Annotated in this window: 18 protein-coding genes and 1 tRNA gene; 6 read left to right on the top strand and 13 right to left on the bottom strand. The window is 59.7% G+C overall.

Going from position 1 to position 24,818, the window contains the following annotated elements:
* Positions 1 to 16 precede the first annotated feature (16 nt).
* Positions 17 to 1,897, bottom strand: a complete 1,881-nt coding sequence (locus tag BL8807_RS08785) for an acyltransferase family protein (protein WP_072724180.1) — start codon at positions 1,895 to 1,897, stop codon at positions 17 to 19.
* Between the two features lie 260 nt (positions 1,898 to 2,157).
* Between BL8807_RS08785 and BL8807_RS08780 the strand changes: the two genes are divergently transcribed.
* A complete protein-coding gene (locus BL8807_RS08780; protein ID WP_072724177.1) occupies positions 2,158 to 2,949 on the top strand; it encodes a YdcF family protein in 792 nt (263 codons plus the stop codon).
* Between the two features lie 27 nt (positions 2,950 to 2,976).
* On the opposite strand, the gene BL8807_RS08775 is transcribed toward BL8807_RS08780, so the two are convergent.
* The 8 genes from BL8807_RS08775 to BL8807_RS12030 form a co-directional block, all read right to left on the bottom strand.
* Complete coding sequence (locus BL8807_RS08775; RefSeq protein WP_072724175.1) at positions 2,977 to 3,396, bottom strand: peptide deformylase; 420 nt, start codon at positions 3,394 to 3,396, stop codon at positions 2,977 to 2,979.
* Between the two features lie 146 nt (positions 3,397 to 3,542).
* A complete protein-coding gene (locus tag BL8807_RS08770; protein WP_072724173.1) occupies positions 3,543 to 4,175 on the bottom strand; it encodes an ABC transporter ATP-binding protein in 633 nt (210 codons plus the stop codon).
* 12 nt (positions 4,176 to 4,187) lie between these two features.
* Positions 4,188 to 4,787, bottom strand: a complete 600-nt coding sequence (locus tag BL8807_RS08765; RefSeq protein WP_072724171.1) for an ABC transporter permease — start codon at positions 4,785 to 4,787, stop codon at positions 4,188 to 4,190.
* A complete protein-coding gene (locus BL8807_RS08760; RefSeq protein ID WP_072724168.1) occupies positions 4,784 to 6,004 on the bottom strand; it encodes a sensor histidine kinase in 1,221 nt (406 codons plus the stop codon). The genes BL8807_RS08765 and BL8807_RS08760 overlap by 4 nt, the downstream gene beginning before the upstream one ends.
* A 70-nt stretch (positions 6,005 to 6,074) precedes the next feature.
* Complete coding sequence (locus tag BL8807_RS08755) at positions 6,075 to 6,722, bottom strand: response regulator transcription factor (RefSeq protein WP_072724166.1); 648 nt, start codon at positions 6,720 to 6,722, stop codon at positions 6,075 to 6,077.
* 17 nt (positions 6,723 to 6,739) lie between these two features.
* Complete coding sequence (locus tag BL8807_RS08750; protein ID WP_072724164.1) at positions 6,740 to 8,104, bottom strand: ABC transporter permease; 1,365 nt, start codon at positions 8,102 to 8,104, stop codon at positions 6,740 to 6,742.
* Positions 8,105 to 8,274: 170 nt separating this feature from the next.
* Entirely contained in the window at positions 8,275 to 9,558 is a 1,284-nt protein-coding gene (locus tag BL8807_RS08745) for an ATP-binding protein (protein WP_205408846.1), read from the bottom strand.
* 381 nt (positions 9,559 to 9,939) lie between these two features.
* Entirely contained in the window at positions 9,940 to 10,203 is a 264-nt protein-coding gene (locus BL8807_RS12030) for a putative immunity protein (protein ID WP_338022518.1), read from the bottom strand.
* Positions 10,204 to 10,816: 613 nt separating this feature from the next.
* Between BL8807_RS12030 and BL8807_RS08735 the strand changes: the two genes are divergently transcribed.
* The gene (locus BL8807_RS08735; RefSeq protein WP_072724160.1) at positions 10,817 to 12,454 is read left to right on the top strand and encodes a hypothetical protein; all 1,638 of its coding nucleotides are present in this window, start codon (positions 10,817 to 10,819) and stop codon (positions 12,452 to 12,454) included.
* A 154-nt stretch (positions 12,455 to 12,608) separates the two neighbouring features.
* On the opposite strand, the gene guaA is transcribed toward BL8807_RS08735, so the two are convergent.
* Positions 12,609 to 14,171, bottom strand: coding sequence for a glutamine-hydrolyzing GMP synthase (gene guaA / locus BL8807_RS08730; RefSeq protein ID WP_072724158.1), 1,563 nt, complete (start codon positions 14,169 to 14,171; stop codon positions 12,609 to 12,611).
* A gap of 448 nt (positions 14,172 to 14,619) precedes the next feature.
* Here guaA and BL8807_RS08725 point away from each other — a divergent pair, with 448 nt between their 5' ends.
* The 3 genes from BL8807_RS08725 to BL8807_RS08715 all read left to right on the top strand — a co-directional run bounded on the left by BL8807_RS08725 (position 14,620) and on the right by BL8807_RS08715 (position 20,475).
* Positions 14,620 to 17,097, top strand: coding sequence for a phosphoketolase (locus BL8807_RS08725; RefSeq protein ID WP_072724156.1), 2,478 nt, complete (start codon positions 14,620 to 14,622; stop codon positions 17,095 to 17,097).
* A gap of 199 nt (positions 17,098 to 17,296) precedes the next feature.
* Positions 17,297 to 18,964 carry a phosphate acetyltransferase gene (gene pta / locus BL8807_RS08720; protein ID WP_072724154.1) on the top strand — a complete coding sequence of 556 codons (1,668 nt, stop codon included), beginning with the start codon at positions 17,297 to 17,299 and terminating at the stop codon, positions 18,962 to 18,964.
* Positions 18,965 to 19,248: 284 nt separating this feature from the next.
* The gene (locus BL8807_RS08715) at positions 19,249 to 20,475 is read left to right on the top strand and encodes an acetate/propionate family kinase (RefSeq protein ID WP_072724131.1); all 1,227 of its coding nucleotides are present in this window, start codon (positions 19,249 to 19,251) and stop codon (positions 20,473 to 20,475) included.
* A 239-nt stretch (positions 20,476 to 20,714) separates the two neighbouring features.
* Here BL8807_RS08715 and aroA read toward each other — a convergent pair whose 3' ends face one another.
* From aroA to BL8807_RS08700, 3 genes are all read right to left on the bottom strand, one after another.
* Complete coding sequence (gene aroA, locus BL8807_RS08710) at positions 20,715 to 22,085, bottom strand: 3-phosphoshikimate 1-carboxyvinyltransferase (RefSeq protein ID WP_072724129.1); 1,371 nt, start codon at positions 22,083 to 22,085, stop codon at positions 20,715 to 20,717.
* Positions 22,086 to 22,148: 63 nt separating this feature from the next.
* Positions 22,149 to 23,078: a hypothetical protein gene (locus BL8807_RS08705; RefSeq protein ID WP_072724127.1), complete on the bottom strand. Its 930-nt coding sequence runs from the start codon at positions 23,076 to 23,078 to the stop codon at positions 22,149 to 22,151.
* Between the two features lie 129 nt (positions 23,079 to 23,207).
* A complete protein-coding gene (locus BL8807_RS08700; RefSeq protein WP_072724125.1) occupies positions 23,208 to 24,389 on the bottom strand; it encodes an ABC transporter permease in 1,182 nt (393 codons plus the stop codon).
* Positions 24,390 to 24,498: 109 nt separating this feature from the next.
* Between BL8807_RS08700 and BL8807_RS08695 the strand changes: the two genes are divergently transcribed.
* A tRNA-Pro gene (locus tag BL8807_RS08695) sits at positions 24,499 to 24,572 on the top strand.
* The last annotated feature ends 246 nt before the right edge of the window (positions 24,573 to 24,818 follow it).

Below are 24,818 nucleotides of genomic sequence, written 5' to 3'. Positions count from 1 at the left end.
GCCCCTCCCGCATCCGTCAGTGGCCGGCGGCGATCCATTGCTCGATGGCCTGACGCACGGCCTGCGCGTAGTAGTCGTTGGTCATGCCGGGGTGGATGCCGTCCGAGGCCAGATCGTCGCGATGCCCTTCGGCCGCGGCGTTCCAGTCGACGAGCACCACGGAGTCGGAATGCGCGGCGGCGTAGTCGGAGAACAGCTGGTTGTTCGGCGGGATCCACGAGCGGTCGCCGTGCGCGTTCACCAGCACCATCACACGGTCGGAGCCGAGCGCCGCGCTGATCTGATCGAGTTGCCCGACGTCCGCCGGACCGTTCGTGCCGATTCCCAGCACCACCCATTGGCGAAGCATCCCTTCGCCAAGCCGTTCGCGCACCAGTTCGAGCCCGTTGCCCATGTTGCGGGAGACCTCGGCGTCGACTTGGATGCCGGGGAACGCGGCGTTCAGTCCGTTGCTGCTGGCGAGCATGACGGAGTCGCCTATGGCGGTGATCTCACCGCCGGATGGCATGGTGTGCTTGGGTTTGCGCGGCTGAGGCACGGCCGTTTTCGTCATGGTGCCGTTCAGTTCCCGCATGCGTTCGAGCTCCGCCGCCTGCTGTTCGAGCTGGATCTCGATCGAGGTTTTGGCGGGCGCGTCCTTGACGCCTTGCACGCATCCCGCGATCGATCCCGCCATCAGCAGCGCCACGATGACGGCACGGGCGATCTGCCGGTTCGTGAACCGTTTGCCCGGCCATAGCACGAACGCCGCGCCATATGCGCCGGCCGGCTGCTCAATCAGCTTCCATGACGCGGCCACGGCCACGGCGGTGAGGATCGCGGCGACGGCCCACACCCAAGGTCCGGGAGTGGGGATGAGTCGGGGGACGACGGCGAGGCTGAGCAGCCACATCGGCCAATGCCACAGGTAGATGCCGTACGAGTAGCGTCCGCATGCGGCCAATGGCTTGAACACCATAAGATCCTGCATCCACGAGTCCGTGGATATGGTGCCGGCGATCAGCAGCACCGCGAGCAGGCTGGCGATGATGATGCCGCCGCGGAAGGCGAATTCGTTCTGGTCGCCGGTGACGGCGAGCGCGATCAGCGCGATCAGACTGAGGAACGCCAGCATGGGGGCGAGAGCGCGCCATATCCGTGCGCCAAGACCGGGACGGGGCTCGCCGTCCGTTTCGGAGGGTTCGCCGTCTGTCGCGGAAGGTTCGCCGTCGTATGCGATGATCCATGCGAGCGCGACGCCGAGCATCAGTCCGCAGGCGTGGGTGTCGGTGCCGAAGTACACGCGGGTGGGATCGCCGCCGGGAGTGTAGAGCAGCCACATGGCCGTCGCGCTGGCCGCGGCGAGTCCGAGGGGGATCAGCAACGACAGCCGCGTGCGGCGGATCTTCCACATCACGCCGACGATCAGCGGCAGGACGAGCATGAACTGCATGAGCACGCCCACATACCATAGGTGGCGCATGATCTGCGGGCTCATTTGTTCGAAGTAGCTTTGTCCGTTGGCGATGGCGTACCAGTTGTAGCAGCCCAGGGCCGCGGTGATGATCTGGTCGCGGATGCCGACGAGCAGATCGCGGTCGACGAGCCAGGCGAGGGTGACGACGGCGGGCAGCATGAACAGCAGAGCCGGGTAGATGCGTGTGGCGCGGCGGGGCAGGTATCTGGCGAGGTCGAGACCTCTCCCCCGATTGAGGGCGCGCACCAGTCCCAACGCCGTAAGGAATCCGGATACGGTGAAGAACACGTCCACGCCGTAGAATCCACCGGGCAGCACGCTTTGCTTGCAGTGGTACAGCACGATGGCGATCAGGGCGAATCCCTTGATGCCGTCAAGCCCGACGAATCTCTGACTGCTCACGTCCACAATCCTCGTTCTTCCTATTCTCGCCCAAACCATGCAGAGCCTACACCACCGCCGCCACCTTATCATCCCTTCGGCGGACGAAAGCGTCGCTTTCGGAGAACATGCGTAGCGGAACATCATCCGAACGGACGGAGACGACGCGTATCATCGAGTAGGGGCACATGGGAGACCAAATCGGGTGCCGCATCGTCGCCATTGCCCCGATGATGGTCGTAAAGAGTGTATGGAGCAGCGCTGCTGCGCAATGCCTCCGATGCTAGGCTTGGGCTCGGGACGCAAGGAGGTCTGGTGTTATGGGGCAGATCGTCAGCCGTATCGTATTCATTGGGTGCATGGTGTTGGCGGTGGCGTGTGTCGTCTACGCCATGGCCGTGCTCGGCACGAATTCCGGCACCGGTTTCTGGATGGCTTGGCTGGCGTTCGCCGTGTTCTTCGCGCTGTTGGGGTTCAGTTTTCTGTTCCATTGGTGGGCGATGATGCCGAAGTTCGCGCGCAATGCGATCGTCGCGGTTTTGGTGTTGGGCGCGTTGTGCTTCGGTGTGGTGGAGGCGCGCATCATCGCCGCGATGAACACCACCGCCGCTGACGGACTCGACTATGTGATTGTGTTGGGCGCGCAGGTGCGTGAAAGCGGACCCAGCCGTGTGCTCAAGTACCGACTGAACACGGCGATCGACTATCTGAACGACAATCCTCAGACCATATGCGTCGTCTCCGGTGGGCAGGGCGCCAACGAACCGTTCCCCGAAGCGCAGGGCATGGCGGAATATCTCGAGGAACACGGCATCAGCGGCGAGCGCATCCTTGAGGAGAGCGAATCCACCACCACCGAGGAGAACATCCGATACAGCCTCGAACTGATCGATGAGGCGTCGGCTGACGGGGCCCCAGGCCCGGCGGACGCCTCCGTGGGGCTGGTCACCAATAATTTCCATATGTTCCGCGCGCTGCAGATCGCGCACGCCCAAGGACTGCCGCAGGCGCAGGGATTGCCGGCCGGTTCCCCTCCCGACATGCTGGTCAACAACATGGTGCGCGAGTTCTTCGCCGAGATCAAATTCCTTCTGCGCTCACTGGCCGGCTGACGGCCCGCTTCGCCGCCTTAGGCGGATTCAGATGACGATGCCGTTGCAGTGGTCGACCTCGTGTTGGATGATCTGCGCGGTCCAACCGGTGAAGGTGGCGTGGCGCGCACGCAGGCGACGGTCCTGATAGTCGACTTCGATGCGGCGGTAGCGTAGTGTGCGGCGTTCGCCGTCCAGAGACAGGCAGCCTTCCTCGGTGTCGAACGCGCCGTCGCAGGCGGTGATCACCGGATTGAACATCACGCTGACGCGCCCGTCCATCTCCTCGTCCACAAACGCGATGATCCGCTTATCCACGCCGATCATATTCGCCGCCATGCCGACGCAGCGCGACCGGTTGGCCTCCAGCGTATCCACCAGATCCCGCGCCACGGACTCATCGCCGGGGCCGGCCTCGGCGCACGGCATGCGCAGGAACGAACGGGAGGTCATAATCGGGCGCTGCATCACCACTCCTTGCCTTGACGACGGTCATGAATCAACCGTACGAAACGTGCACCGTCCCATGCTATCCCACCAAATGATGGAACGACATCCCACACCTCCGAACAATGAGGCATTGTAGGATCTCCCGCCGCGGTGTTTGGGGCGAATCAGGAACGGGGAACCAGCGTTTTCTTCGCAAGCTCCAGCACCACATCCGCGCCTTTGACGACCTGACTGCTATGCGTGACGACGATCACGCATTTGTTCTCCTCGTGCGCGCGCTTCTGAAGGATGGAGATGATCTCCGCCGCCATCTGCTCGTCCAGATTTCCGGTCGGTTCGTCCCCCAGGATCACCGGCGTATCGGCCGCCATCGCCCGCGCGATGGCCACTCGCTGCTGTTGGCCGCCGGATAATTGCAGCACGTTCCGTTTGGCCTCTTCCGCGCTGATTCCCAGCTTTTCCAGAACCTCGACTCCGGCTTTGGGCTGCACCAGACGCACGTTCTCCAACGCCGTCAGATAATCGATCAGATTGTAGCTTTGGAAAACCAACGACACGTGCTCTCTGCGATGCCGCTCGAATCCGCCCTGTGCGATGTCCTCTCCGCGGAACAGCACCTTTCCGGTGGTCGGTTCATCAAGTCCCGCCAGAAGCGACAGAAGCGTCGACTTTCCCGCGCCGGACTTTCCGACGATCGCATAGAATTTCCCCGGCTCAAAGGTCTGCGTCACATTGTTCAGAACCTGTTTCCCGCCTTCGTTGTGATAGCTGTACCCTACCTGCTGCAACTTCAACATATCGTCATCCTCCTAATCGATTTGCGTCAAAATCGTTTTCGCGTTTTTGGTCATGATTCCCAGAGCGGACACGACGAGGGACACCAATACCGTCCCGAGCCAAATGCCGATCGCTTCCAGAAAACATATCGGGTGAATTCCATAGCCCAACAGTTTCAACAGGCCCACGCTCACAATCAATGCCGGGAGAATCGCCATCCCCATCAGATAGAGCATCTCCACCGCAAGCTGCGCCACGATTCGGCCTTTTCCTCTTCCTATCGAAATGAGAATGCCGATCTCATACTTTCTCTCTCGAATTCGGAAAAACAACAGACACGACACGACGACGACGCTCATGACGACCAGGACCAGCACCATGATCTGGAGGAGGGACTGCATCGTACTGCTCGCCTCTTCCACGGCCTTGACCGTCTCGACTTGCGTCATGTCCACTTGAGTCGAAAAACGCTGCACGCCTTGCCCGGATTCCAAACGACTGCTGGACTCCTCATGTCGCATGGTCAGAACCGCGCTGAGCAAAACCATGATCGTGACCAGTATCGCCGCCACGACCACGGTTTTCTCCCGTTTCCTGGCAACATAGCACCAGGCTTGCCTCCATACCGTCATACACTTGTCTCCTTGCTGTATTCCGATATGAACGCTAACTTGCGTATATGAAACCTATATGAATTCCGAACCGTTTTTAAATTCATCCGAAAACACATGCCGTCCTCTTCCGCTTGGAAGGTATAGGGGATCTCCGAGAGCCTCAATCCTTCCCTTACCATATAGAGTCCGAGACCGTTCCCCTCCGCATGCGTATGCCTCGAATATTCCGGTCGGTAAAAGGCCTCAAAGATCTGTTCCAGCTCCTCCTCCTGAAGCGGCACGCAGGAATTGTAGATCCGCAGGTCGTCCCCCTCCAACGAGATCTCCACGCGTCCGCCATCGTCGCAGTATTTCACCGCATTGTCGATGAGATTTCCAAGTATGCAGTCGGCGAGCGTCTCGTTCATGGTGACGTTATAGCGTTCCGGAAGCTTAAGTTCCACCTCAAGCCCTTTCCGCTGGATCCGCATTTCCTGATCCTTCACCATGGAATGGAGCTTTCCCGTAATGGAAACGCGGCTCGTCTCCTGATAGATCTCCGACATTCTGGAGGTATCAAGAATCTCCTTCACCATGTCGGTAAGCTGATCCACCTGCTTGATCGCCTCTTCCAAGTACTTATCCCGATCCTGGTATTTCCCCACGCCCAAAAGCATGTTTTCCAGAAGAATCCGCTGCGCCGCCAGCGGCGTCTTCAGATCATGGGATGCGCTGCGGAGGAAATTCACCTTCATCTCCCTTGTTTCCTCCATCATGGCGAGCACCGGTCGGGTCACCTTTCTGGAATACAGCCATGAGAACGCGAACGATATCGCCAGCGACAGCAGAACCGTCACAGGAAGCACAAGACGCGTGATCCGTCCCGCCTCCTTCACCGGCGCCGTGCTTTCCATAACCTGGAACCGCACGGCCGTTCCGTCCGTCAGTTCTTCCTCCCCATGCGCGGTCAGGATCGTCTCGACCTCTCCGCTCCCCTGCACGGACAGCTCTTCTCCGGAGTCCAGAAAATCCAGAACGGCGATCGTCCCCTCCTGAAAGGACACCGTCTCACCATCGAATTCCGCAAGCACGCCCAGCTGGTTCCTCTTCGCATAGGTCCGGAGAAATTCCTCGCCCGTCTCCCGGTCGCTTGTCCGCAGCATCTCCCCTATGACCGCCACATCGCGGTCCAGTCCCGTCCGTATCTGCTGCGTGTAAAAGACCGGAAACAGGACGTAAAAAGCCAGATGCACCACCGCGATGATGCATCCGAACAGAAGCAGAACCCAAAGAAATGTTTTTCGAAACAGATCCTTGTACTTTTTCTCACTGGACTTTATATCCGACTCCCTTCACTGTCGTGATGCATTCCAGATGCAGTTTTTTCCTCAAATTTTTAATATAGACATCGATCACTCTGTCGAACGGCGCCTCCTCCACATCCCACAGCTGATCCAACATCTGCTGTCTGCTCAGCACCTGTCCTTTATGCTCCACCAGATATTTCAGCAGGCGGATCTCCTTCGGTTTCAGATCCGCCTCCTCACCCTGATACCAGGCTTGGAATCCATCGAAATCGACTTTCGCCTCTCCGCATGTCCACACGGATTCGGATTTACCGCTTCTGCGCAGCAGCGCCTCCACTCGTTTCTTCAAAATGAGCAGGGAGAACGGCTTGCTGATAAAGTCATCCGCCAGGGCGTCGAAGCTCACCACCTGGGTTTTCTCATCACTCATCGCCGTCAGGACCAGCACCGGCAAGCGGCTTGTTTTTCGAATCTCCTTCAGCATGGCGAGCCCGCCCATCCTCGGCATCATAATGTCGAGGATCACGAGATCCGGCTGGAATTTGCGAAAAACCTCCAGTCCTTCCATGCCGTCCGAGGCTTCCGCCACCTCATAGTCCTGGCTTTGCAGAAATTCGCTGATTCCCTCTCTGATCGGCGCCTCGTCTTCCACGATCAAAATTCTCATTCCGCGCTGCCCCTCTCTCAACTCATCTGCGTCAGAATCTCTTTCGGCTGCTTTCTTAGAATCGGTATGACGGAGACGGCGACCGCCACCATAATCACGACCAAACCGATCACGAAGAGAGCGATAACCTCCTCGTTTCCGATCATAACGTCAAGATGGTCTATCGTCTGCGCAGTGGCGGCCGATTCCAGATCCGCTCCCAGCATACCGCCAAGTCCGTTATTCAAGTTGGCCACACTTTCCTGGGATACCCGTTCCAGGAAAAACGCTCCGACCGACTTTGCGATCGCCTGCCCGCCGAAGTAGGACAGTCCCAGTCCCACCACTCCGATGAGCAACGTCTCGCACAACAGCTGTCCTGCGATTTTCCCCTTCGAGACGCCTATGGAGATCAGGATTCCCATCTCCTTTTTCCGTCCCTGCACCCACATGACGAGGAAGAAGGACAATACGACGATTCCGACGATAATGCTCCCGCCCAGCATCAGGCGGATCATCCTGCCCAGCGTCTCGACGGACTCGCCGAGCGCCACATAATCGCTTCCGTTTTGCGTCAATTCATAGGATTTCCAATCCACGTCCAGCTTCTTCGCTTTGTTCATGATCTCCGGTGTAGCGGAGACGCTCGATGTGTAGAAGGTCGCGTCCTGATAGATCTCCTCGCCCTCCTCATATGCATACAGCTGCTTGACCGTATCGAGATCGCTGAATACGGTGTTCTCGCACATCTCCTCCCGCATGGTCGGAGCTATCGGGTTGGTTCCCGAGAACAGTCCGACGATCTCCACGTCCACCGACCGTCCGGACTGGTTGTCGTTCTCCTGATCATATGCGCTGGGCGACAAGGTCAGCACGTCGCCGATATTCAACCCGTTTTGCTTGGCGAAGGTTTCGTGCACCAGCATCTTATTGCGGTCCCCTTCGCGCAGATGCCGCCCCTGTTCCAGCTTGAGAACGCCTCCTGTGAAATTCTTGTCCAGGGAGGAATCGTTTTCCCCGGTGAAGGCCAGCACCCGTTCGTATTCCTGTGACTCCGACCAGCCCGTCGCCCCGGAAAGCGGGACCAGCTTCGCGTTCTCCATGTCGGCGATGCCGTTCATCCGCTTCAGGCACTTCGTGACGCCCTCCACCTCGCAGATCGCGTCAATCGCCTGCGCCGGCACGGTGCCCTCGCCCCGGCTTGTGCCCAAGTTGTATTGCAGATTGTTGGAAATCGTGAATCCCGAGCCGATCCGTTCCAGCATCTGCTCCTCCGAGACCGCCGCCGCCTTTTGAATGGCCAGCGCGCTGATCAGCGACGTTCCCATCACGAACAGCACCAGAAGCAAAACCAACGTCTTGATCCTCTTCCTTGTGATATACAGCCACGCTCGTTTCACCATTGCCGCACTCCTTATACGCGTCCTTCTGCGGCATATCTCAACCTGATATCCGCACACACTGCACGCAGGCTATCCCGGCAATATGAAACGTATATGAAACGTCAGCGGCGTTTTCTCCCGCCCTGATTCCTGTTCCCGACCGCGCGTTTGTTCCGATTAAGACAACCCCACTACAGCCAGTTGTCCGCACATCCGATCGCCCACAGCGGAACGTTCCTCATCCAGCCCTCGTCACGGAAACCAGCGAGGCTAAACCTGCGGCATCGCATATCCTCGTACTTTTTGGCAAAAGCGCGAAGGCTCTTGGAATGGAGGTTTTCCTCGGCCTTGACCTCGATGGGATACACGGCACCATCGGACTGAGTCAGGAAGTCAATCTCACCGCTCGAGTTTTCTGCCGACCAGTAAAACACTCTGAGGCCCAACGCCACGAGCTGCTGGCACACGTACTGCTCCGTCAAGGCGCCTTTGAACTCCGTGTAGACCCGATCACCTTCGAGCACCGTCTCGGGCGCAAGACCACTCATCGCTCCCAGAAGTCCCACATCGACAAGAAACACCTTAAACGCCTTACTGTCGGTATACGCGGAAAGCGGGAGCCCCGGCTTGTCGACACGAGGAGCCTTGGTGATGAGCCCCGCTTGGGCGAGCCAGACAAGCACCTCCTCGAAGTCGCTCGCGCGGGCCCCTTTGCGCACTTGTCCGAAGACGAACTTCTTGTTCTCTTGAGAAAGGTGACGCGGGATTGACTCCCAGACGAGCATCATACGCGGTAGGAGCCTCGCAGGGACGTGCTTCGCGAAGTCACGTTCATAATCGGCAAGGATCTGGCTCTGCAGAATACGCACTTCACGGTAGTCACCGTTTTCCGCGAACACCGAGACCACGCCGGGCATTCCACCGACGACATAGTAGCGTTTGAGAATCTCGGAGATTCGGTCCTTGAAGGGGTTCATGAGGATGGTATCCCCCGAGCGCACAAGGTCAACGAAACGCCCCTCCCCCGTCGCTTCCATGAATTCGAGAAGCGTCATGGGGCCAAGATCGAACGTATCCACCTTACCCACAGGAAAGCCGGTACCCTCGTTCGCGGAAATGCCCAAAAGTGACCCAGCAGCCGCCACGGCATATTCCGACGCATCCTCGCAGAAGTACTTGAGCGATGTTATGGCCTTGGGGCACGACTGGATCTCATCGAGGACGATAAGCGTCTTATTCGGCTGAATGTCGACATTAAGCTGGAGTGAAAGCGACGAGATGATGCGACGCACGTCGAAATCGGGATCAAAATAGCTTCGGGCAAGCGCGTCGTTATCGAGACTCACGTAGGCGACGTTCTCGAAACACTCCGATCCGAAGCGCTTGAGCAGCCACGTCTTGCCCACCTGACGCGCGCCATTCAGGATAAGGGGTTTCCGGCGCGGACTGTCCTTCCAACCGACAAGCTCCTGCATAAGGGATCGCTCCATACCGCACTCCTCTCAATATGAAAACACGTCCTTATTATAGGAATAAATCACATTAATAAGGACGTATTTTTGTATTTCTCCACATTTTTCAGGCGGAGTTCATTGTCGTTCAATGACGGAAATCACCTCGGCCGTGGTTGCCCTTTCTTCTCTACTTGTACCGCAACATGTCAGAGGCACCCGCTGTTACGGCACAGATATACTCGACGGACAATAGTATAGGGGTGTCCGCTTCCCCATCGGGAAATCTAGAGCGAATGGGCAGCTTTTTTAAAGAGAAGTCTCGCTTAACAGAAGACACGAACGCAGGCGGACGATTCTGATCATAAAAGAAGGACCGTTCCCGTCTTCCCCGAATAAGGCGCATCACTCCACGCCTCTTAATCTTTCTATTTGCCACAGCCTTTCCTGCCTGACGGCATTGACATTACCTGGGAACAGAAGATTGATTACTTTTATTGCGTAATCCGAAGCCGCCAATGCATGTTCTGGCATATGCCCAGTAGCGACAGCGTATCCCACCACCCGCAATGCCGTCCGAACAACCACATCCTGACCGTTCTTCGCCAACAGGTGTATTTGAAATCCTACCTGCCTCACATCATGCATATGAGCCTTACCGTTCGCCAGTTCTCATTAGCGGAGTACCCGTTTTAATAACCGGATTATTTATGTCGTTGTAGTCGACGGTCACCAATATATGCGTTGCCAGTGCAAGGGCGTATTTACATAGTTTCACTTGAGAGGATCCCTCGTATTCATCGTCCAACATTTCACGGAGCTCAATATCGTCCGAAATCTTGATTTTCGCTCTGGTTGTCACGTCAGCCTCGCCCTCTATCCCAAGGTTTGAAATCATATAAAGCGGGAGCTCCCTCATCTCAAACATGCTCTGCCGGGATGGGAACCGCGCCACTTGAACTCGACATTTAAACCCTCATCTACTCGGATATATTTTCAAGCGTACCTTCCAACGGACGTTCCGTTTTATTCTGGACACTATCTGGCCGCGCTATCACCCTGTCCAGATTATGGCCAGAATAGCTTCTGGATACGTCCGATTCACCAAGGATCGTAAGTCAAAGGAACGAGAGAAATCACAAGAAAGGCTCTGAAAGAGACGTTTCGTCAAGACGAGACAACGATTCCTTCTCACAAGCCCCACGTATACAAAATCAACGATCAGAGAATAATGACAATGAAGCTGGGTAAGCTAGTCGCAACGGCTACGCGAAGGAATCCCATGGCAGGCAGTCAAGGCAAGGTTATCCAGATAATCAACAATCTCGAACTCGATGAGTCGTATTTCAGACAAATTGATGTCGTTCAACTTGTGATGAACCCCTTTTGCGATACATGGACGACCGTGTATCAGATCAAGAAGGATTTATATTCCAACCCAGCCATATTCTCGTGTCTGGCAAACACTGAGCTTGAGAATACAATTCTCGAAGGAACCGACTGGCTTCGTCATGCCAGCGACTTCAGCCCCGGATTTTACATAACGGGCAACAACACCTACTACGAAAACGGTATGGAAGACGACTATGATTTCCTCGTCAAAGAAATCTACTTCCACGTTCTGGAAAGCAAACAACTTCATATAAGTCAAGAGTTCGTTTTTCTGTTCAATCTGTTTCGCGAAGAAGATGGTTGCTATTATGCACTCGATGAAAGTGGGCGCAAAGAGAAGGTCGTCGACGTCGATGGAGATACAGTCAGATTCAAAACAAGCTATCTCATGCGCTACATAGCGGCGAGACAGGTGCTTTATGTGCAATTCGTCGACTCCAGGCGTTCCTCAAAGCCAAGCTACCCCATGAACGCTGAACATATTTGCAGCGAAAGCCGTCAATGCGACTCAACCCATTATGAAATAAGCTATCAAAGCACAAAAGAGCGCGACTACCTGTTTTCAATGCTATATGCCCGCAGCGTCGTGCGCCCTGGGGATGTCAGTACTTGTAAGATTTGGCCTTATGATAAGGAAATCACCGAGCATTTCCCTGAGTTTGCGATTAGGGAGCTTCCCGATGGGACCCTCGAGCGATTCTCCTGCGACCCCAGCAAGCTTGCAAACTATTTCGGTGCAAATCCCGATGCACCGCAGTACCTGACACCAGTGTACTTTAGCCCCGACGTGCTCAATCGTTATCGAGACGATCCACATTATAAGGTGACAGAGCGTCGTCTCTCATGCGGAACACAGTGGGGAGTTGAGATAGACAACGTCATTCCCGAGCGCGTCATGGTCTACCTCGGAGACCTTGGGAGGGACCTGCCCGCAAAAGAGAGAGCGTACTTCTTGGCTCACGAGATCTCGCCGGCCGGGCAACATGCGTCTGAGACGGCATTGGCACAAGACATCCTCGGCTCATTCAATGCCCCCATGGGCCCCATCACCGCATTCCTCGACGCACGCTGCAAACTGAACGATGCTTGGGCAGCAAGATTCAATCACCCGCTATACCGCCCATTTCATGACGACGAAGATGACATGGAGAAACTCATTCGGATCCCAGCAGGCAACAGCAGACAGGAATTCGACACCGTTATCCTCAACCTAACCAAGTATTGCATCGACTACATTGACGAGTCTGTCTTAGTCAGCTCGGGAAAACCGGGTGGAATCAACAAGCTCGAGGCGACGTTACTCGAATCGGGGCTCCACGCCGATATCAAACCTCTCCGAGATCTGCAAGAGATCCGATCAGCTTGCATGGCTCATGCCAAAGGGAAAAAGTACGAAAGAATCAAAGGAACTCTCCTGACAGGTAATTACCCAAAAGATATCGCGCGAATAATTGAACGCTTGACTACCATGATGGACTGCCTATCCTCTGGCCTCGATAGCACACCGGCAAGTCCCAACCTTTCTTAAGCAGTGCCCCACGTCTGCAAGCGGAATGGCATACCGAGTATGAACGAATCACAAGAATCCGAATCTTCATCGAACAAAAGGACTGCGCAAAACTGTTAGCGCAGTCCTTTTGAATGACAATCCGCCAATATACGGAAGCACGAACGTATGTTCGTCACTCCCACTCGATGGTTGCCGGGGGCTTGGAGGTGCAGTCCAGCACGACGCGGTTGATCTGGCGGCATTCGTTGGTGATGCGCGTGGAGATCGCGGCGAGCACGTCGTAGGGCAGACGCGACCAGTCGGCGGTCATCGCGTCCTCGGAGCTGACGGGGCGCAGCACGATCGGCGAGCCGTAGGTGCGTTCGTCGCCCTGCACGCCGACGGAGTGGACGTCCGCCAGCAGCACGACCGGGCACTGCCAGATGTCGCGGTCGAGACCGGCCTTGGAAAGCTCCTCGCGGGCGATGGCGTCGGCCTCGCGCAACAGGTCGAGACGTTCCTTGGTGACCTCGCCGATGATGCGGATGCCCAGGCCCGGGCCGGGGAACGGCTGACGCCAGACCATCTCGTCGGGCAGGCCGAGTTCGGTGCCGATGGCGCGCACCTCGTCCTTGAAGAGGGTGCGCAGCGGCTCGACGAGTTCGAACTTGAGATCGTCGGGCAGGCCGCCGACGTTGTGGTGGCTTTTGATGTTGGCCGCGCCGTCGCCGCCGCCGGATTCGACGACGTCCGGGTAGAGGGTGCCCTGCACGAGGAACTTGACCTCTTTGCCGCTCTCCCCCGCCTCGGCGATGACCTGACGCTGCGCCTTCTCGAAGGTGCGGATGAACTTCTCGCCGATGATCTTGCGCTTGCGCTCGGGCTCGGAGACGCCCTTCAACGCCTCGAGGAAGTCGTCGGCCGCGTCGACGGCGATGAGCTTGATGCCGGTGGCCTCGACGAAGTCGTGCTTGACCTGCTCGACCTCGCCCTTGCGCAGCAGGCCATGGTCCACGAACACGCAGGTGAGCTGGTCGCCGATGGCCTTGTGCACGAGGGCGGCGGCCACGGCGGAGTCGACGCCGCCGCTCAGGCCGCAGATGACCTGGGCATCGCCGACCTGGGCGCGGATCTTGGCGACCTGGTCCTCGATGATGCTGGAGGCGTCCCAATCGTCGCCCAATCCGGCACATTCGTGCAGGAAGGTCTCGATGAGCTTCTGGCCGAGCGGGGTGTGCTTGACCTCCGGATGCCATTGCACGCCGTAGAGTTTGCGGGCGGGGTCCTGCATGGCGGCGACGGGCGCGCCCTCGGTGTGGGCGAGCACCTCGAAGCCTTCGGGGGCCTGCTTGACGGCCACGCCGTGGCTCATCCACGTGTTCTGGTCGGCCGGGGACCCGGCGAGCAGACCGTCGGCCTTGTCGATGGCGGTCGGGGTCTTGCCGTATTCGCCGAGGGCGGCCTTGTCGACGTCGCCGCCGAGCTCGTGGGCCATGACCTGGAAGCCGTAGCAGATGCCGAGCACGGGAACGCCGGCGTCGAACACCTTCCTGTCGATGGTCGGCGCGCCGGGCTCGAACACGGAGGCCGGGCCGCCGGACAGGATGATCGCCTTCGGATCCTTGGCCAGCATCTCGTCGACGGGCATGGAGTGTGGCACCAGCTCAGAGTAGACGTTCGCCTCGCGCACGCGGCGGGCGATGAGCTGGGCGTACTGGGCGCCGAAGTCGACGACGAGCACAGGACCGTTTGCCATTGGTATTCCCCTAACGTTCATCGGGATGGTTCTTAAGGTGTAACCCAACGATTATCGTCGGCCAACACGACAAGGCGATAAAAGGCGACGCGCGTGTTCGCAAAACGAACAATACCCATACGAGCCGCACCACAACACGCCGAATCTTCACATCTCGAAACGAACGTGAACAAACGCGTTCGACAGCTTGTTTTCGTTGCTATAGAGCCATTTCTCCACTCTTCAGGGCAAAAACCAATATGGACAATCATCCGCTCGAATCGCACAAAATGCGCAGAAAGCGCAACATTTTCGAACACACACGCAAAAAAACTGCCAAAAGTCGTGTTGTCCCCGTACGATTGGGAGCGATTGGGAGTGAGAATCCGCGAAACCACACGGTTTCAGGGCTCGCAACCGAACCATAATAACCAACAGCACTACACAGTGCAGGAGTACAGGAGTACACATGACGAATCCTGTTATTGGCACCCCCTGGAAGAAGCTGGACACCCCGGTTTCCGAGGAAGCCCTGGAAGGCGTTGACAAGTACTGGCGCGCCTCGAACTATCTGTCCATCGGCCAGATCTACCTTCGCAGCAACCCGCTGATGAAGGAGCCCTTCACCCGCGAAGACGTCAAGCACCGTCTCGTCGGCCACTGGGGCACCACCCCGGGTCTGAACTTCCTCATCGGCCACATCAACCGCCTCATCGCCGACCACGGCCAGAACACCGTGATCATCATGGGCCCGGGCCACGGCGGCCCGGCGGGTACGTCGCAGTCCTACCTCGACGGCACCTACACGGAGACCTTCCCGAAGATCACCAAGGATGAGGCTGGCCTGCAGAAGTTCTTCCGCCAGTTCTCCTACCCGGGCGGCATCCCCTCCCACTACGCTCCGGAGACCCCGGGCTCCATCCACGAGGGTGGCGAGCTGGGCTACGCCCTGTCCCACGCCTACGGCGCCGTGATGAACAACCCGTCCCTCTTCGTGCCCGCCATCGTCGGCGACGGCGAGGCCGAGACCGGCCCGCTGGCCACCGGCTGGCAGTCCAACAAGCTCGTGAACCCGCGCACCGACGGTATCGTGCTGCCGATCCTGCACCTCAACGGCTACAAGATCGCCAACCCGACCCTGCTGGCCCGCATCTCCGACGAGGAGCTCCACGAGTTCTTCCACGGCATGGGTTACGAGCCCTACGAGTTCGTCGCCGGCTTCGACGATGAGGATCACATGTCGATCCACCGTCGCTTCGCCGAGCTGTTCGAGACCGTCTTCGACGAGATCTGCGACATCAAGGCCGCGGCCCAGACCGACGACATGCATCGTCCGTTCTACCCGATGATCATCTTCCGCACCCCGAAGGGCTGGACCTGCCCGAAGTACATCGACGGCAAGAAGACCGAGGGCTCCTGGCGTTCGCACCAGGTGCCGCTGGCTTCCGCCCGCGATACCGAGGCCCACTTCGAGGTCCTCAAGAACTGGCTCGAGTCCTACAAGCCGGAAGAGCTGTTCGACGCCAACGGCGCCGTGAAGGCCGACGTGACCGCCTTCATGCCGGAGGGCGAGCTGCGTATCGGTGCCAACCCGAACGCCAACGGCGGCGTGATCCGCAAGGATCTGGTCCTGCCTGAGCTCGACGCCTACGAGGTCAAGGAAGTCAAGGAGTTCGGCCACGGCTGGGGCCAGCTCGAGGCCACCCGTCGTCTGGGCACCTACACCCGCGACATCATCAAGAACAACCCGGACGACTTCCGCATCTTCGGACCGGACGAGACCGCTTCCAACCGTCTGCAGGCCGCCTATGAGGTGACCAACAAGCAGTGGGACGCCGGCTACCTCTCCGAGCTGGTCGACGAGCACATGGCCGTCACCGGCCAGGTCACCGAGCAGCTGTCCGAGCATCAGATGGAAGGCTTCCTCGAGGCCTACCTGCTCACCGGCCGTCACGGCATCTGGAGCTCCTACGAGTCCTTCGTGCACGTGATCGACTCCATGCTCAACCAGCACGCCAAGTGGCTCGAGGCCACCGTCCGCGAGATCCCGTGGCGCAAGCCGATCTCCTCGATGAACCTGCTGGTCTCCTCGCACGTGTGGCGTCAGGATCACAACGGCTTCTCGCACCAGGATCCGGGCGTGACCTCCGTGCTGCTGAACAAGTGCTTCAACAACGACCACGTCATCGGCATCTACTTCCCGGTGGATTCCAACATGCTGCTGGCCGTCGCCGAGAAGTGCTACAAGTCCACCAACATGATCAACGCGATCATCGCCGGCAAGCAGCCGGCCGCCACCTGGCTGACCCTGGACGAGGCCCGTGAGGAGCTCGCCAAGGGTGCCGCCGAGTGGAAGTGGGCCTCCACCGTCGCCTCCAACGACGAAGCCGAGATCGTTCTTGCCTCCGCCGGCGATGTCCCCGCTCAGGAGATCATGGCCGCCGCCGACAAGCTCAACGAGCTGGGCGTCAAGTTCAAGGTCGTCAACGTGGTGGACCTCATCAAGCTGCAGTCCGCCAAGGAGAACGACGAGGCCCTGTCCGACGAGGAGTTCGCCGAGATCTTCACCGCCGACAAGCCGGTCCTGTTCGCGTACCACTCCTACGCCCGCGACGTGCGCGGCCTGATCTACGATCGTCCGAACCACGACAACTTCAATGTCCACGGCTACGAGGAGCAGGGCTCCACCACCACGCCGTACGACATGGTTCGCGTGAACAACATCGATCGTTACGAACTGGTCGCCGAGGCTCTGCGCATGATCGACGCCGAGAAGTACGCCGCCAAGATCGACGAGCTTGAGGCCTTCCGTCAGGAAGCCTTCGAGTTCGCGGTCGAGAAGGGCTACGACCACCCGGATTACACCGACTGGGTGTACTCCGACGTGAAGACCGACAAGCAGGGCGCCGTCACCGCCACCGCCGCCACCGCCGGCGACAACGAGTGATCCGCTCCAGCTGACTTCGGTTAAGCGATAGGAAAAGGCCTTCCGGAAATATTTCCGGAAGGCCTTTTCCTATGAACTGTGACGCAGCACACACCGCAACTCATGGCGACACCCAGCGCGCGCGAACACGCGCGGTCTACAATGACAAGTGGTGTGAGCAAAGCGGTCACACAGAAGTTCGCAACAGAGGAGACAAAACGTGAGTCTTACCAGCGTCACCATCATCAGCCCCGAAGCCGCCAACGGCCGCAACGTCGTCGCCCTCGGCGTCGTCAACGCCCTGGCCTCGGCCAAGAAGACCGGCGTGTTCCGCCCGGCCGTGTGCAAGAAGGAGACCTTCACCGACACGCTGCTCGCCGCCGCCAACGCGGGGCAGTCCCGTGAGCAGGCCGTCGGCGTGTGCCCGAAGCGCGCCCGCGCCGACAAGGATGGTTCCCGTGCCGACATCGTCGCCGCGTACGAGACCGCCGTGGCCGGGTCCGACGCCGAGGCGATGGTGATCGTCGGCACCGACAAGTCCCCCATCAACGATCCCGATCTGTTCGCGTTCAACGCCGACGTGGCCGCCGATCTCAAGTCTCCCGTGTTCCTCGCCGTGTGCACCATCAACCGCACGCCCGAGCAGGTCAAGGCCACCGTCGACGCCTGCGTCGCCACCGTCGAGAAGGCCGGCACCAAGGTGCTCGGTCTGTTCATCACCGGTGCCGAATCCGACCAGGTCGCGCCGCTCAAGGAGGCCCTCGCCGGCGATGTTCCGGTGTGGGTGATGCCGAAGGTCGATTTCGACGAGGAAGGCGCGGCCGAAAAGGCCTCCGCCGCGTTCGCAGAGAACGCGCCCGCCGCCGAGGTGCTCGCCGCCCTCGACGCCGACTTCGACGCTCCCCTCACCCCGTACGCCTTCCAGTACAGCCTGCTGGGCAAAGCCAAGGCCGACAAGAAGACCATCGTGCTGCCCGAAGGCGAAGAGGACCGCATCATCAAGGCCGCCGATTATCTGCTCGAACGCGATATCGTGGACCTGATCATCGTGGGAGACAAGGACTCCATCCTCGCCCGCGGCGCCGAACTCGGGCTGAGCAGCCTCGACAAGGCCGTCTTCCAGGCCATGGACGACGAGGAGGTGCTGCAGCCGATGGTCGCCAAACTGTGCGAGCTGCGCGCCAAGAAGGGCATGACCGAGGAGCAGGCCCGCAAGACCCTGACCGACGCCAGCTACTTCGGCACCATGCTGGTGGTGCTCGGCAAGGCCGACGGTCTGGTCTCCGGCTCGATCAACTCCACCGCCAACACCGTGCGTCCCGCCCTGCAGGTCATCAAGACCAAGCCCGGCCAGTCGCTCGTCTCCGGCGCGTTCCTCATGTGCTTCAAGGACCATGTGGCCGTGTTCGCCGACTGCGCGATCAACCTCAACCCGAACGCCGAACAGCTGGCCGACATCGCCATCCAGTCCGCCGAGACGGCCGCCGCGTTCGGCATCGAGCCGAAGGTCGGCATGCTCTCCTACTCCACGCTCGGCTCCGGCAAGGGTCCGGATGTGGACATCGTCGAGGAGGCCACCGCCATCGTCAAGCAGAAGGCGCCCGAACTCGCCGTCGTCGGCTCCATCCAGTTCGACGCCGCCTGGTCCCCCACCGTCGCCGCATCCAAGGCCAAGGGCAACGACGTGGCCGGTCATGTGAACGTGTTCGTGTTCCCCGACCTGTGCGCGGGCAACATCGGATACAAGGCCGTGCAGCGCTCCTCCGGCGCCGTCGCCGTCGGACCGGTGCTGCAGGGTCTCAATCGCCCGGTGAACGATCTGTCGCGTGGCGCCCTCGTCCAGGACATCATCAACACCGTCGCCCTGACCGCCATCGAAGCGCAGTAATACGTTGACCGTGGGTGGCGGAGCGTGTCTTTCGCCCGACACGCTCCGGGCTGAGCCGTTAAGCCGGCAGTCCGGTGGACTGCCGGTAGGCGAGGGGAGCAGCTGTGCTGCGACGAAGATGCGAAGCATCTTGGCCAAGTCTTTACGGTCGGGCGAAAGACACGCTCCGCCACCCACTCGAAACGTATGAAAAAGAAAGAAATGTAGTAAGCAAAGAGTAGTCTGGGACATGGTAATCCGTGTTCCAGCGGAAATCACACATCACAATTTGGAGGATGCCCACAATGGCGAAAACCGTCCTTGTCATCAATTCCGGCTCCAGCTCGATCAAGTACCAGCTGGTTGACCTCGAGACCGGCGAAGGTCTCGCTTCCGGCCTCGTCGAGAAGATCGGCGAACCGGTCGACGGCCACTACAAGCACGAGTACAACGGCGAGAAGCACGAGCTCGAGGAGCCGATCCACGATCACGAGCAGGGTCTCAAGCGCGTGCTCGGCTTCTTCGACGAGTATGGCCCAAACCTGGGCGAGGCCGGCATCGTCGCCGTCGGCCACCGTGTGGTGCAGGGCGGTTCCATCTTCCCGGATCCGGCCCTCGTGACCGACAAGACCATCAACCAGGTCAAGGATCTGGCCGTGCTGGCCCCGCTGCACAACGGCCCCGAGGCCAAGGGCGCCGAGGTCATGCGCGCCCTCCTGCCCGAGGTTCCGCAGGTCTTCGTGTTCGATTCCTCCTTCTTCTTCCAGCTGCCCAAGGCCGCCAGCACCTACGCGCTGAACAAGGAGATCGCCGACCGCTACCACATCCGCCGCTACGGCGCCCACGGCACCTCCCACGAGTTCATCTCCTCCGTGGTGCCCGACATCGTCGGCAAGCCGGCCGAGGGTCTCAAGCAGATCGTGCTGCACATCGGCAACGGCGCCTCCGCCTCCGCCGAGGTCTCCGGCAAGCCGGTCGAGACCTCCATGGGTCTGACCCCGCTCGAGGGCCTGATGATGGGCGGCCGCACCGGCGACATCGACCCGGCCGTGGTGTTCCACCTGATCCGCAACGCCCACATGAACGTGGACGAGCTCGACGCCCTGTTCAACAAGCGCTCCGGCATGATGGGCATGACCGGCTACGGCGATCTGCGCGAAGTGCATCGCGAGATCGAAGAGGGCAACGAGGACGCCAAGCTGGCCCTCGACGTCTACGTGCACCGCATCGTCGGCTACATCGGCAACTACACCGCCCAGATGGGCGGCGTGGACGTGATCACCTTCACCGCCGGCGTCGGCGAGAACGACGACATCGTACGCGCCCGCGTGTGCGAGAAGCTCGCCCCGTTCGGCGTGAAGCTGGATCTGGAGAAGAACGCGACCCGTTCCAAGGAGCCGCGCATCATCTCCACTCCGGATTCCTCCATCGTCATCGCCGTGATCCCGACCAACGAGGAGCTGGCCATCGCCCGCAAGTCCGCCGCCATCGCGGAAGCCGGCGAGGACACCTACGGCAACAAGACCGCCTGATCGGTCCGCGCTGACGCACGCTGATCGTTAGCAATACAGGGAGGCCTCCCACTCTCACGAGTGCGGGAGGCCTCCCTGTATTGATTTCATACCCCTATCGGGTGAAAACGAGTTTGGTGTGTCGGCTTCGCCCAGTCAAGGCGATTTCGCACACCAAATTCAGGAATCAATCGTTTTATCTGCGTAAGACCTGACAGCCAGGCACACCAAACTCATTTCCTTGAGGTCGGCAGTGGTTTTCAGCCCAGCAGCGCGTTCCACATACCCACGAAATCGGGCAGTGTTTTGCGCGTGGTGGCCACATCCCGCACTTCGATGCCGGGGATACGCAGGCCCAGCATCGCGGCGAAGGTGGCCATGCGATGATCGGCGTAGGTTTCCATAACCGCCGCGTGCATCTCGTCGGGCGAGACCGGCGTGATCTCCAATCCTTGCTCCAGCTCGCGCGCTGTGCCGCCCACGCGGGTGATCTCGTTGACCAGAGCCTCCAAACGGTTGGTCTCATGACCGCGCAGATGCGCGATGCCGAGCATGCGCGTCGGAGCGTCGGCGAACACGAGAATCGCGGCCAGCGAAGGCGCGATCTCCCCCGCCGCGGTCAGATCGAAATCTCCCAGACCATGGATCGTACCGGTGGAGGTCACTTCGCAGTACCGCACGCCATCTTCCTCGGGGAACGACACCTGAGCGCCCATGCGTTCGAGATATCCCGGCAGCAGGCCGCCCGGCTGGGTGGTTTCCTCAGGCCAGTTCGGCACCCGCACCGTGCCCCCGGCGATCAGCGCCGCACCGAGGAAAGGCACCGCATTCGATAGGTCGGGTTCCACCACCACCGTATCCGGCAGCTGCACGGTTCCGGGAGCGACCTTCCATACGCGTGCGGTCTCGTCGGCCGAGACATCCACGCCGGACGCGGCCAAATCGGCCACCGTCATGCGGATATGCGGCAGGCTTGGCGTCTTCTCCCCCGTATGATGCAGCTCCAACCCGCCCGGCACACGCGAGCCGACCAGCAGCAGACCGGAGATGAACTGCGAGGAACCGGACGAGTCGATGGACACGGTCCGGGCCGTCGTTGCGTCCGCTACTTCCATCTCCGAAGAATCGGGCGGAGTGATGGTGAACGGCAGACGGCCATGCTCGCCATGGTAGGTCACTTTCGCACCCAACTGCTCCAAACCATCCAACACCGGCTGCATGGGACGCGCATACGCCTGCCCGTCGCCGTCGAAACGCACCAGACCATCCGCGAACAGCGCCAGACCGGGCACGAAACGCATCACAGTGCCGGCCAATCCGCAGAACACGTCGACGTCGCCGTGGAAAAGTCCCGTATCGGGCGGGGCCACGCGCACGGTGGTCGGATCATCCGCGTCGGCCTCGCAACGCACGCCCAGCGTTTCCAGAGCGGCGATCATCAGATCGGTGTCGCGTGAACGCAGCAGCCCGCGCAGGGTCACAGGGCGCGTTCCCAACGCCGCGAGGATGAGGTAGCGGTTCGACAGGGATTTGCTGCCGGGAATGGTGACGGTGGCCTGCAATGCTCGCGTGGGATGCGGCGCGGGCCACAGGTCTGCGGCGATATGAGGGGAAGTCTCGTTGCTCGTCATCTCGATATGGTCCTCCGTCGTGGGATCGCGGTTTGTGTCGTCGGTCGGGCGGTCGACCCGCCGTCATGCGCTCTTTTCCTGATATTTGTCGCCCAGCAGGGTGTTCAGCTCCTGCAGCATCTCCATGGGGTTCACATTCTCCACGGCCTGTTGCAGATCGACCTGGAAATCGTTCAACGCGCCGTATCCGGTGTCAAGGTCGATCAGTTGGTCCGCCAGCGCGGAAAGTTCCTGATATTCGGCGCTGGTCGCCGTGGAGAAATCGCCGATCGTTCGCATCTGGTTGATGATCGAGGTCATCTGATCCAGATTCTGCACGGTGGTGGACGCGTATTCCTGAAGAACGGACGCTTCGGATTGCGTCAGAGCCTCCACATTCGACCGGCAGTTCGCGATATAGGTCTCATACTGCTCGTAATAATCCGAATCCCCCTCGGCGACCGTCGGCGTCTCCACGCATACCGCGGAGGACTGCGCCAGCGTGCCGGCGGAATCGGCGAGCGCGTTCATCAGCTTGACGTATTGCTTGGCCTGGCGTTGGAAATTGGCGTAGGCGCTGGCCACGTCCTGATCGCTCATCGCGCGGGCGTCGGCGAAGTCGTCCACCTGCTCGTCGAAGGTCTTCACCGTCGAGGTCAGCTCAGTGGCGTCGACCGTGGTCGGATCGATCTCGTTGCTGTACAGGAACGAATACGCGTTGGTGAACGCGGTCGAGGTCTCCACGTAGCTTTCGCTCATCGTTGACGTCAGTTGCGACGCCTGCGCGTAATGCGCCGCACGCACGGAGCTGAACGGCCGCACCACCATGACGAACACCAGCGCCGCGATCACCACGATGGCCGCGGGCACGACGAAAACCGGCCATTTCAATGGTCGCTTCGGCAGGGGTCTCGGCGCGACGAGTCGGTCAAAAGACGCGGGCATGACCGGATTGGCGAACAACTCCTCGATATCCGCCTCGCTGATCAGCTCGTCCTGCTTGCCGTATCGCACATCACCCTCCCTGATTCGACACTCGCATACGTAATCTTTAGGCTGTTTTCCTTGAAAACACGCCGTTATTCACTATAACGCATCCTCCATGAATCCACTGGGGTGTCGCGGTATGTGGATGGCGGAAAGTCATCGGTCGGAGGCGATGCGCGACTCGACGGCTTCGATGGCGTCGACGCCGTCCGGCTCGTTGAGTCCGCCATCCAAGGCCTGCGCGTGCAACAGCTGCGCTTGGACGCGGTCGGCCTCGATGGCGGCGATCTGCCGCGAGAACACGATGAACCAGCCGAGGAACAGCATGCCCGCCACGGCTTCGACGTTGGTGAGCGTGTCGTGCCCCATGATCATGTTGGCCCACAGTCCCGCGCATACGAGCAGACTCAGGTCGGAGACCACGGCCATCGCCTTCGACAGGCGTGGCGCCAGCCATGGCAGCAGCAGGAACAGCACCAGCATCAGCACGGGCAGACCTTTGGCGAAGAAGTTATGAATCGTTTTATGCGGTGTGTAGCGAAACACGCCGATGCCGATGAACGCCAGTCCGGAGAGCGTGAGCAGCACCGACAGGATGACGATGCGCACGCGGAAATGCTTGATCTCCCAGACGGGTTTGCCGTCCGCGTCGCGGTGGTGGCGCTGGTGCCACATGCGTTGCAGACGTTCGGTGGTGATGAGTTCGGAGACGGCGAAGTAGCTGACGATGATCACGCAGGTGCCGGCGAGCATCAATGTGGAGTTGAACATGCGCGCGGCGAAGGTGGTGCTGTCCCCCAGCCGGGAGAAATTCCAGTAGTACCATTCCGGATCGTCGGTGGTCAGTCCGGCCGTGCATACGCCGGAGATCACGAAGAACGGCAGCAGCGAGGCGATGGTTTTCGCGTTCATCAGCTCCGCCTGCACGAAGGTCATGTAGCCGACCACGCCGGAGAATCCCGCGCATGCGGCGGGCAGGTAGCCGGCGAACATCGTGACTCCCATCATCTCGTTCACCGCGTTGATCAGCGCGAAGGACGAGAGGAAAATCGTCGCCGCGTACACGACGGACAGCGCGAGGATCTCGAACACCCGGCGGATCGGCGTGAACCAGCCGTTCTTCAGACTCCAGGAATGCGATTGGCGCGCGTATCCGACGCAGAAGGAGATGACGCCGCAGGCCGCGACGATGCCCGAACACACCATGAACCGGCGTTGCGTGACCTGCCAGATGGCCGGCGCATAGGAGAGATAGATGTTCATCGCCGCGTAGGAGGCCACCGCGCAGATCAGAAAGGAGATGAGGCCCGCGGTTTCGACGCGCTGATGACGGCCCATGCTTCCTCTCCTTTCCGCATACGGGTGGTGACGGTCGTCCATTGTACCCGTGTCCTCGTCCAAACATCCGCTACAATGGTTCCTTGTGCCGTACGTGGTGCGGCACGAACGGGCTGTGGCGCAGTTTGGTAGCGCGCCTGCTTTGGGAGCAGGATGTCGCAGGTTCAAATCCTGTCAGCCCGACCGAAACCGTTGGAATTCCAACGTTTCTGGCTTTCTGTTTCTTCGGGTTTCCGTCATCGGGCACACATCGGGCATATTGTTCGGGGCGTTCACACCTCGATGAGGTTGTCAGTTGCCCGATTCCCTTCATCCTCAGCTCCGGCAACACACGACTCGCCACACGACATCCCACGTCGGCAATTCCCGCTACGGAAAGAAACACGTTTTAAACGGAGCCACACCCAATGGATTCGGGCGGTTTTCAGT

It is taken from the genome of Bifidobacterium lemurum (assembly GCF_014898175.1).
Taxonomy (GTDB): Bacteria; Actinomycetota; Actinomycetes; order Actinomycetales; family Bifidobacteriaceae; genus Bifidobacterium; species Bifidobacterium lemurum.
The sequence above is the reverse complement of the archived record's forward strand: the minus strand, read 5'-3'. Positions and strand labels throughout refer to the sequence as shown.

Excerpts from the sequence above, each read along its gene's own strand:
- BL8807_RS08785 (WP_072724180.1), bottom strand. The coding sequence starts at position 1,897 with ATGGTTTGGGCGAGAATAGGAAGAACGAGGATTGTGGACGTGAGCAGT.
- BL8807_RS08780 (WP_072724177.1), top strand. The coding sequence starts at position 2,158 with ATGGGGCAGATCGTCAGCCGTATCGTATTCATTGGGTGCATGGTGTTG.
- BL8807_RS08775 (WP_072724175.1), bottom strand. The coding sequence starts at position 3,396 with ATGCAGCGCCCGATTATGACCTCCCGTTCGTTCCTGCGCATGCCGTGC.
- BL8807_RS08770 (WP_072724173.1), bottom strand. The coding sequence starts at position 4,175 with ATGTTGAAGTTGCAGCAGGTAGGGTACAGCTATCACAACGAAGGCGGG.
- BL8807_RS08765 (WP_072724171.1), bottom strand. The coding sequence starts at position 4,787 with ATGACGGTATGGAGGCAAGCCTGGTGCTATGTTGCCAGGAAACGGGAG.
- BL8807_RS08755 (WP_072724166.1), bottom strand. The coding sequence starts at position 6,722 with ATGAGAATTTTGATCGTGGAAGACGAGGCGCCGATCAGAGAGGGAATC.
- BL8807_RS08750 (WP_072724164.1), bottom strand. The coding sequence starts at position 8,104 with ATGGTGAAACGAGCGTGGCTGTATATCACAAGGAAGAGGATCAAGACG.
- BL8807_RS08745 (WP_205408846.1), bottom strand. The coding sequence starts at position 9,558 with ATGCAGGAGCTTGTCGGTTGGAAGGACAGTCCGCGCCGGAAACCCCTT.
- BL8807_RS08735 (WP_072724160.1), top strand. The coding sequence starts at position 10,817 with ATGGCAGGCAGTCAAGGCAAGGTTATCCAGATAATCAACAATCTCGAA.
- guaA (WP_072724158.1), bottom strand. The coding sequence starts at position 14,171 with ATGGCAAACGGTCCTGTGCTCGTCGTCGACTTCGGCGCCCAGTACGCC.
- BL8807_RS08725 (WP_072724156.1), top strand. The coding sequence starts at position 14,620 with ATGACGAATCCTGTTATTGGCACCCCCTGGAAGAAGCTGGACACCCCG.
- BL8807_RS08715 (WP_072724131.1), top strand. The coding sequence starts at position 19,249 with ATGGCGAAAACCGTCCTTGTCATCAATTCCGGCTCCAGCTCGATCAAG.
- aroA (WP_072724129.1), bottom strand. The coding sequence starts at position 22,085 with ATGACGAGCAACGAGACTTCCCCTCATATCGCCGCAGACCTGTGGCCC.
- BL8807_RS08700 (WP_072724125.1), bottom strand. The coding sequence starts at position 24,389 with ATGGGCCGTCATCAGCGCGTCGAAACCGCGGGCCTCATCTCCTTTCTG.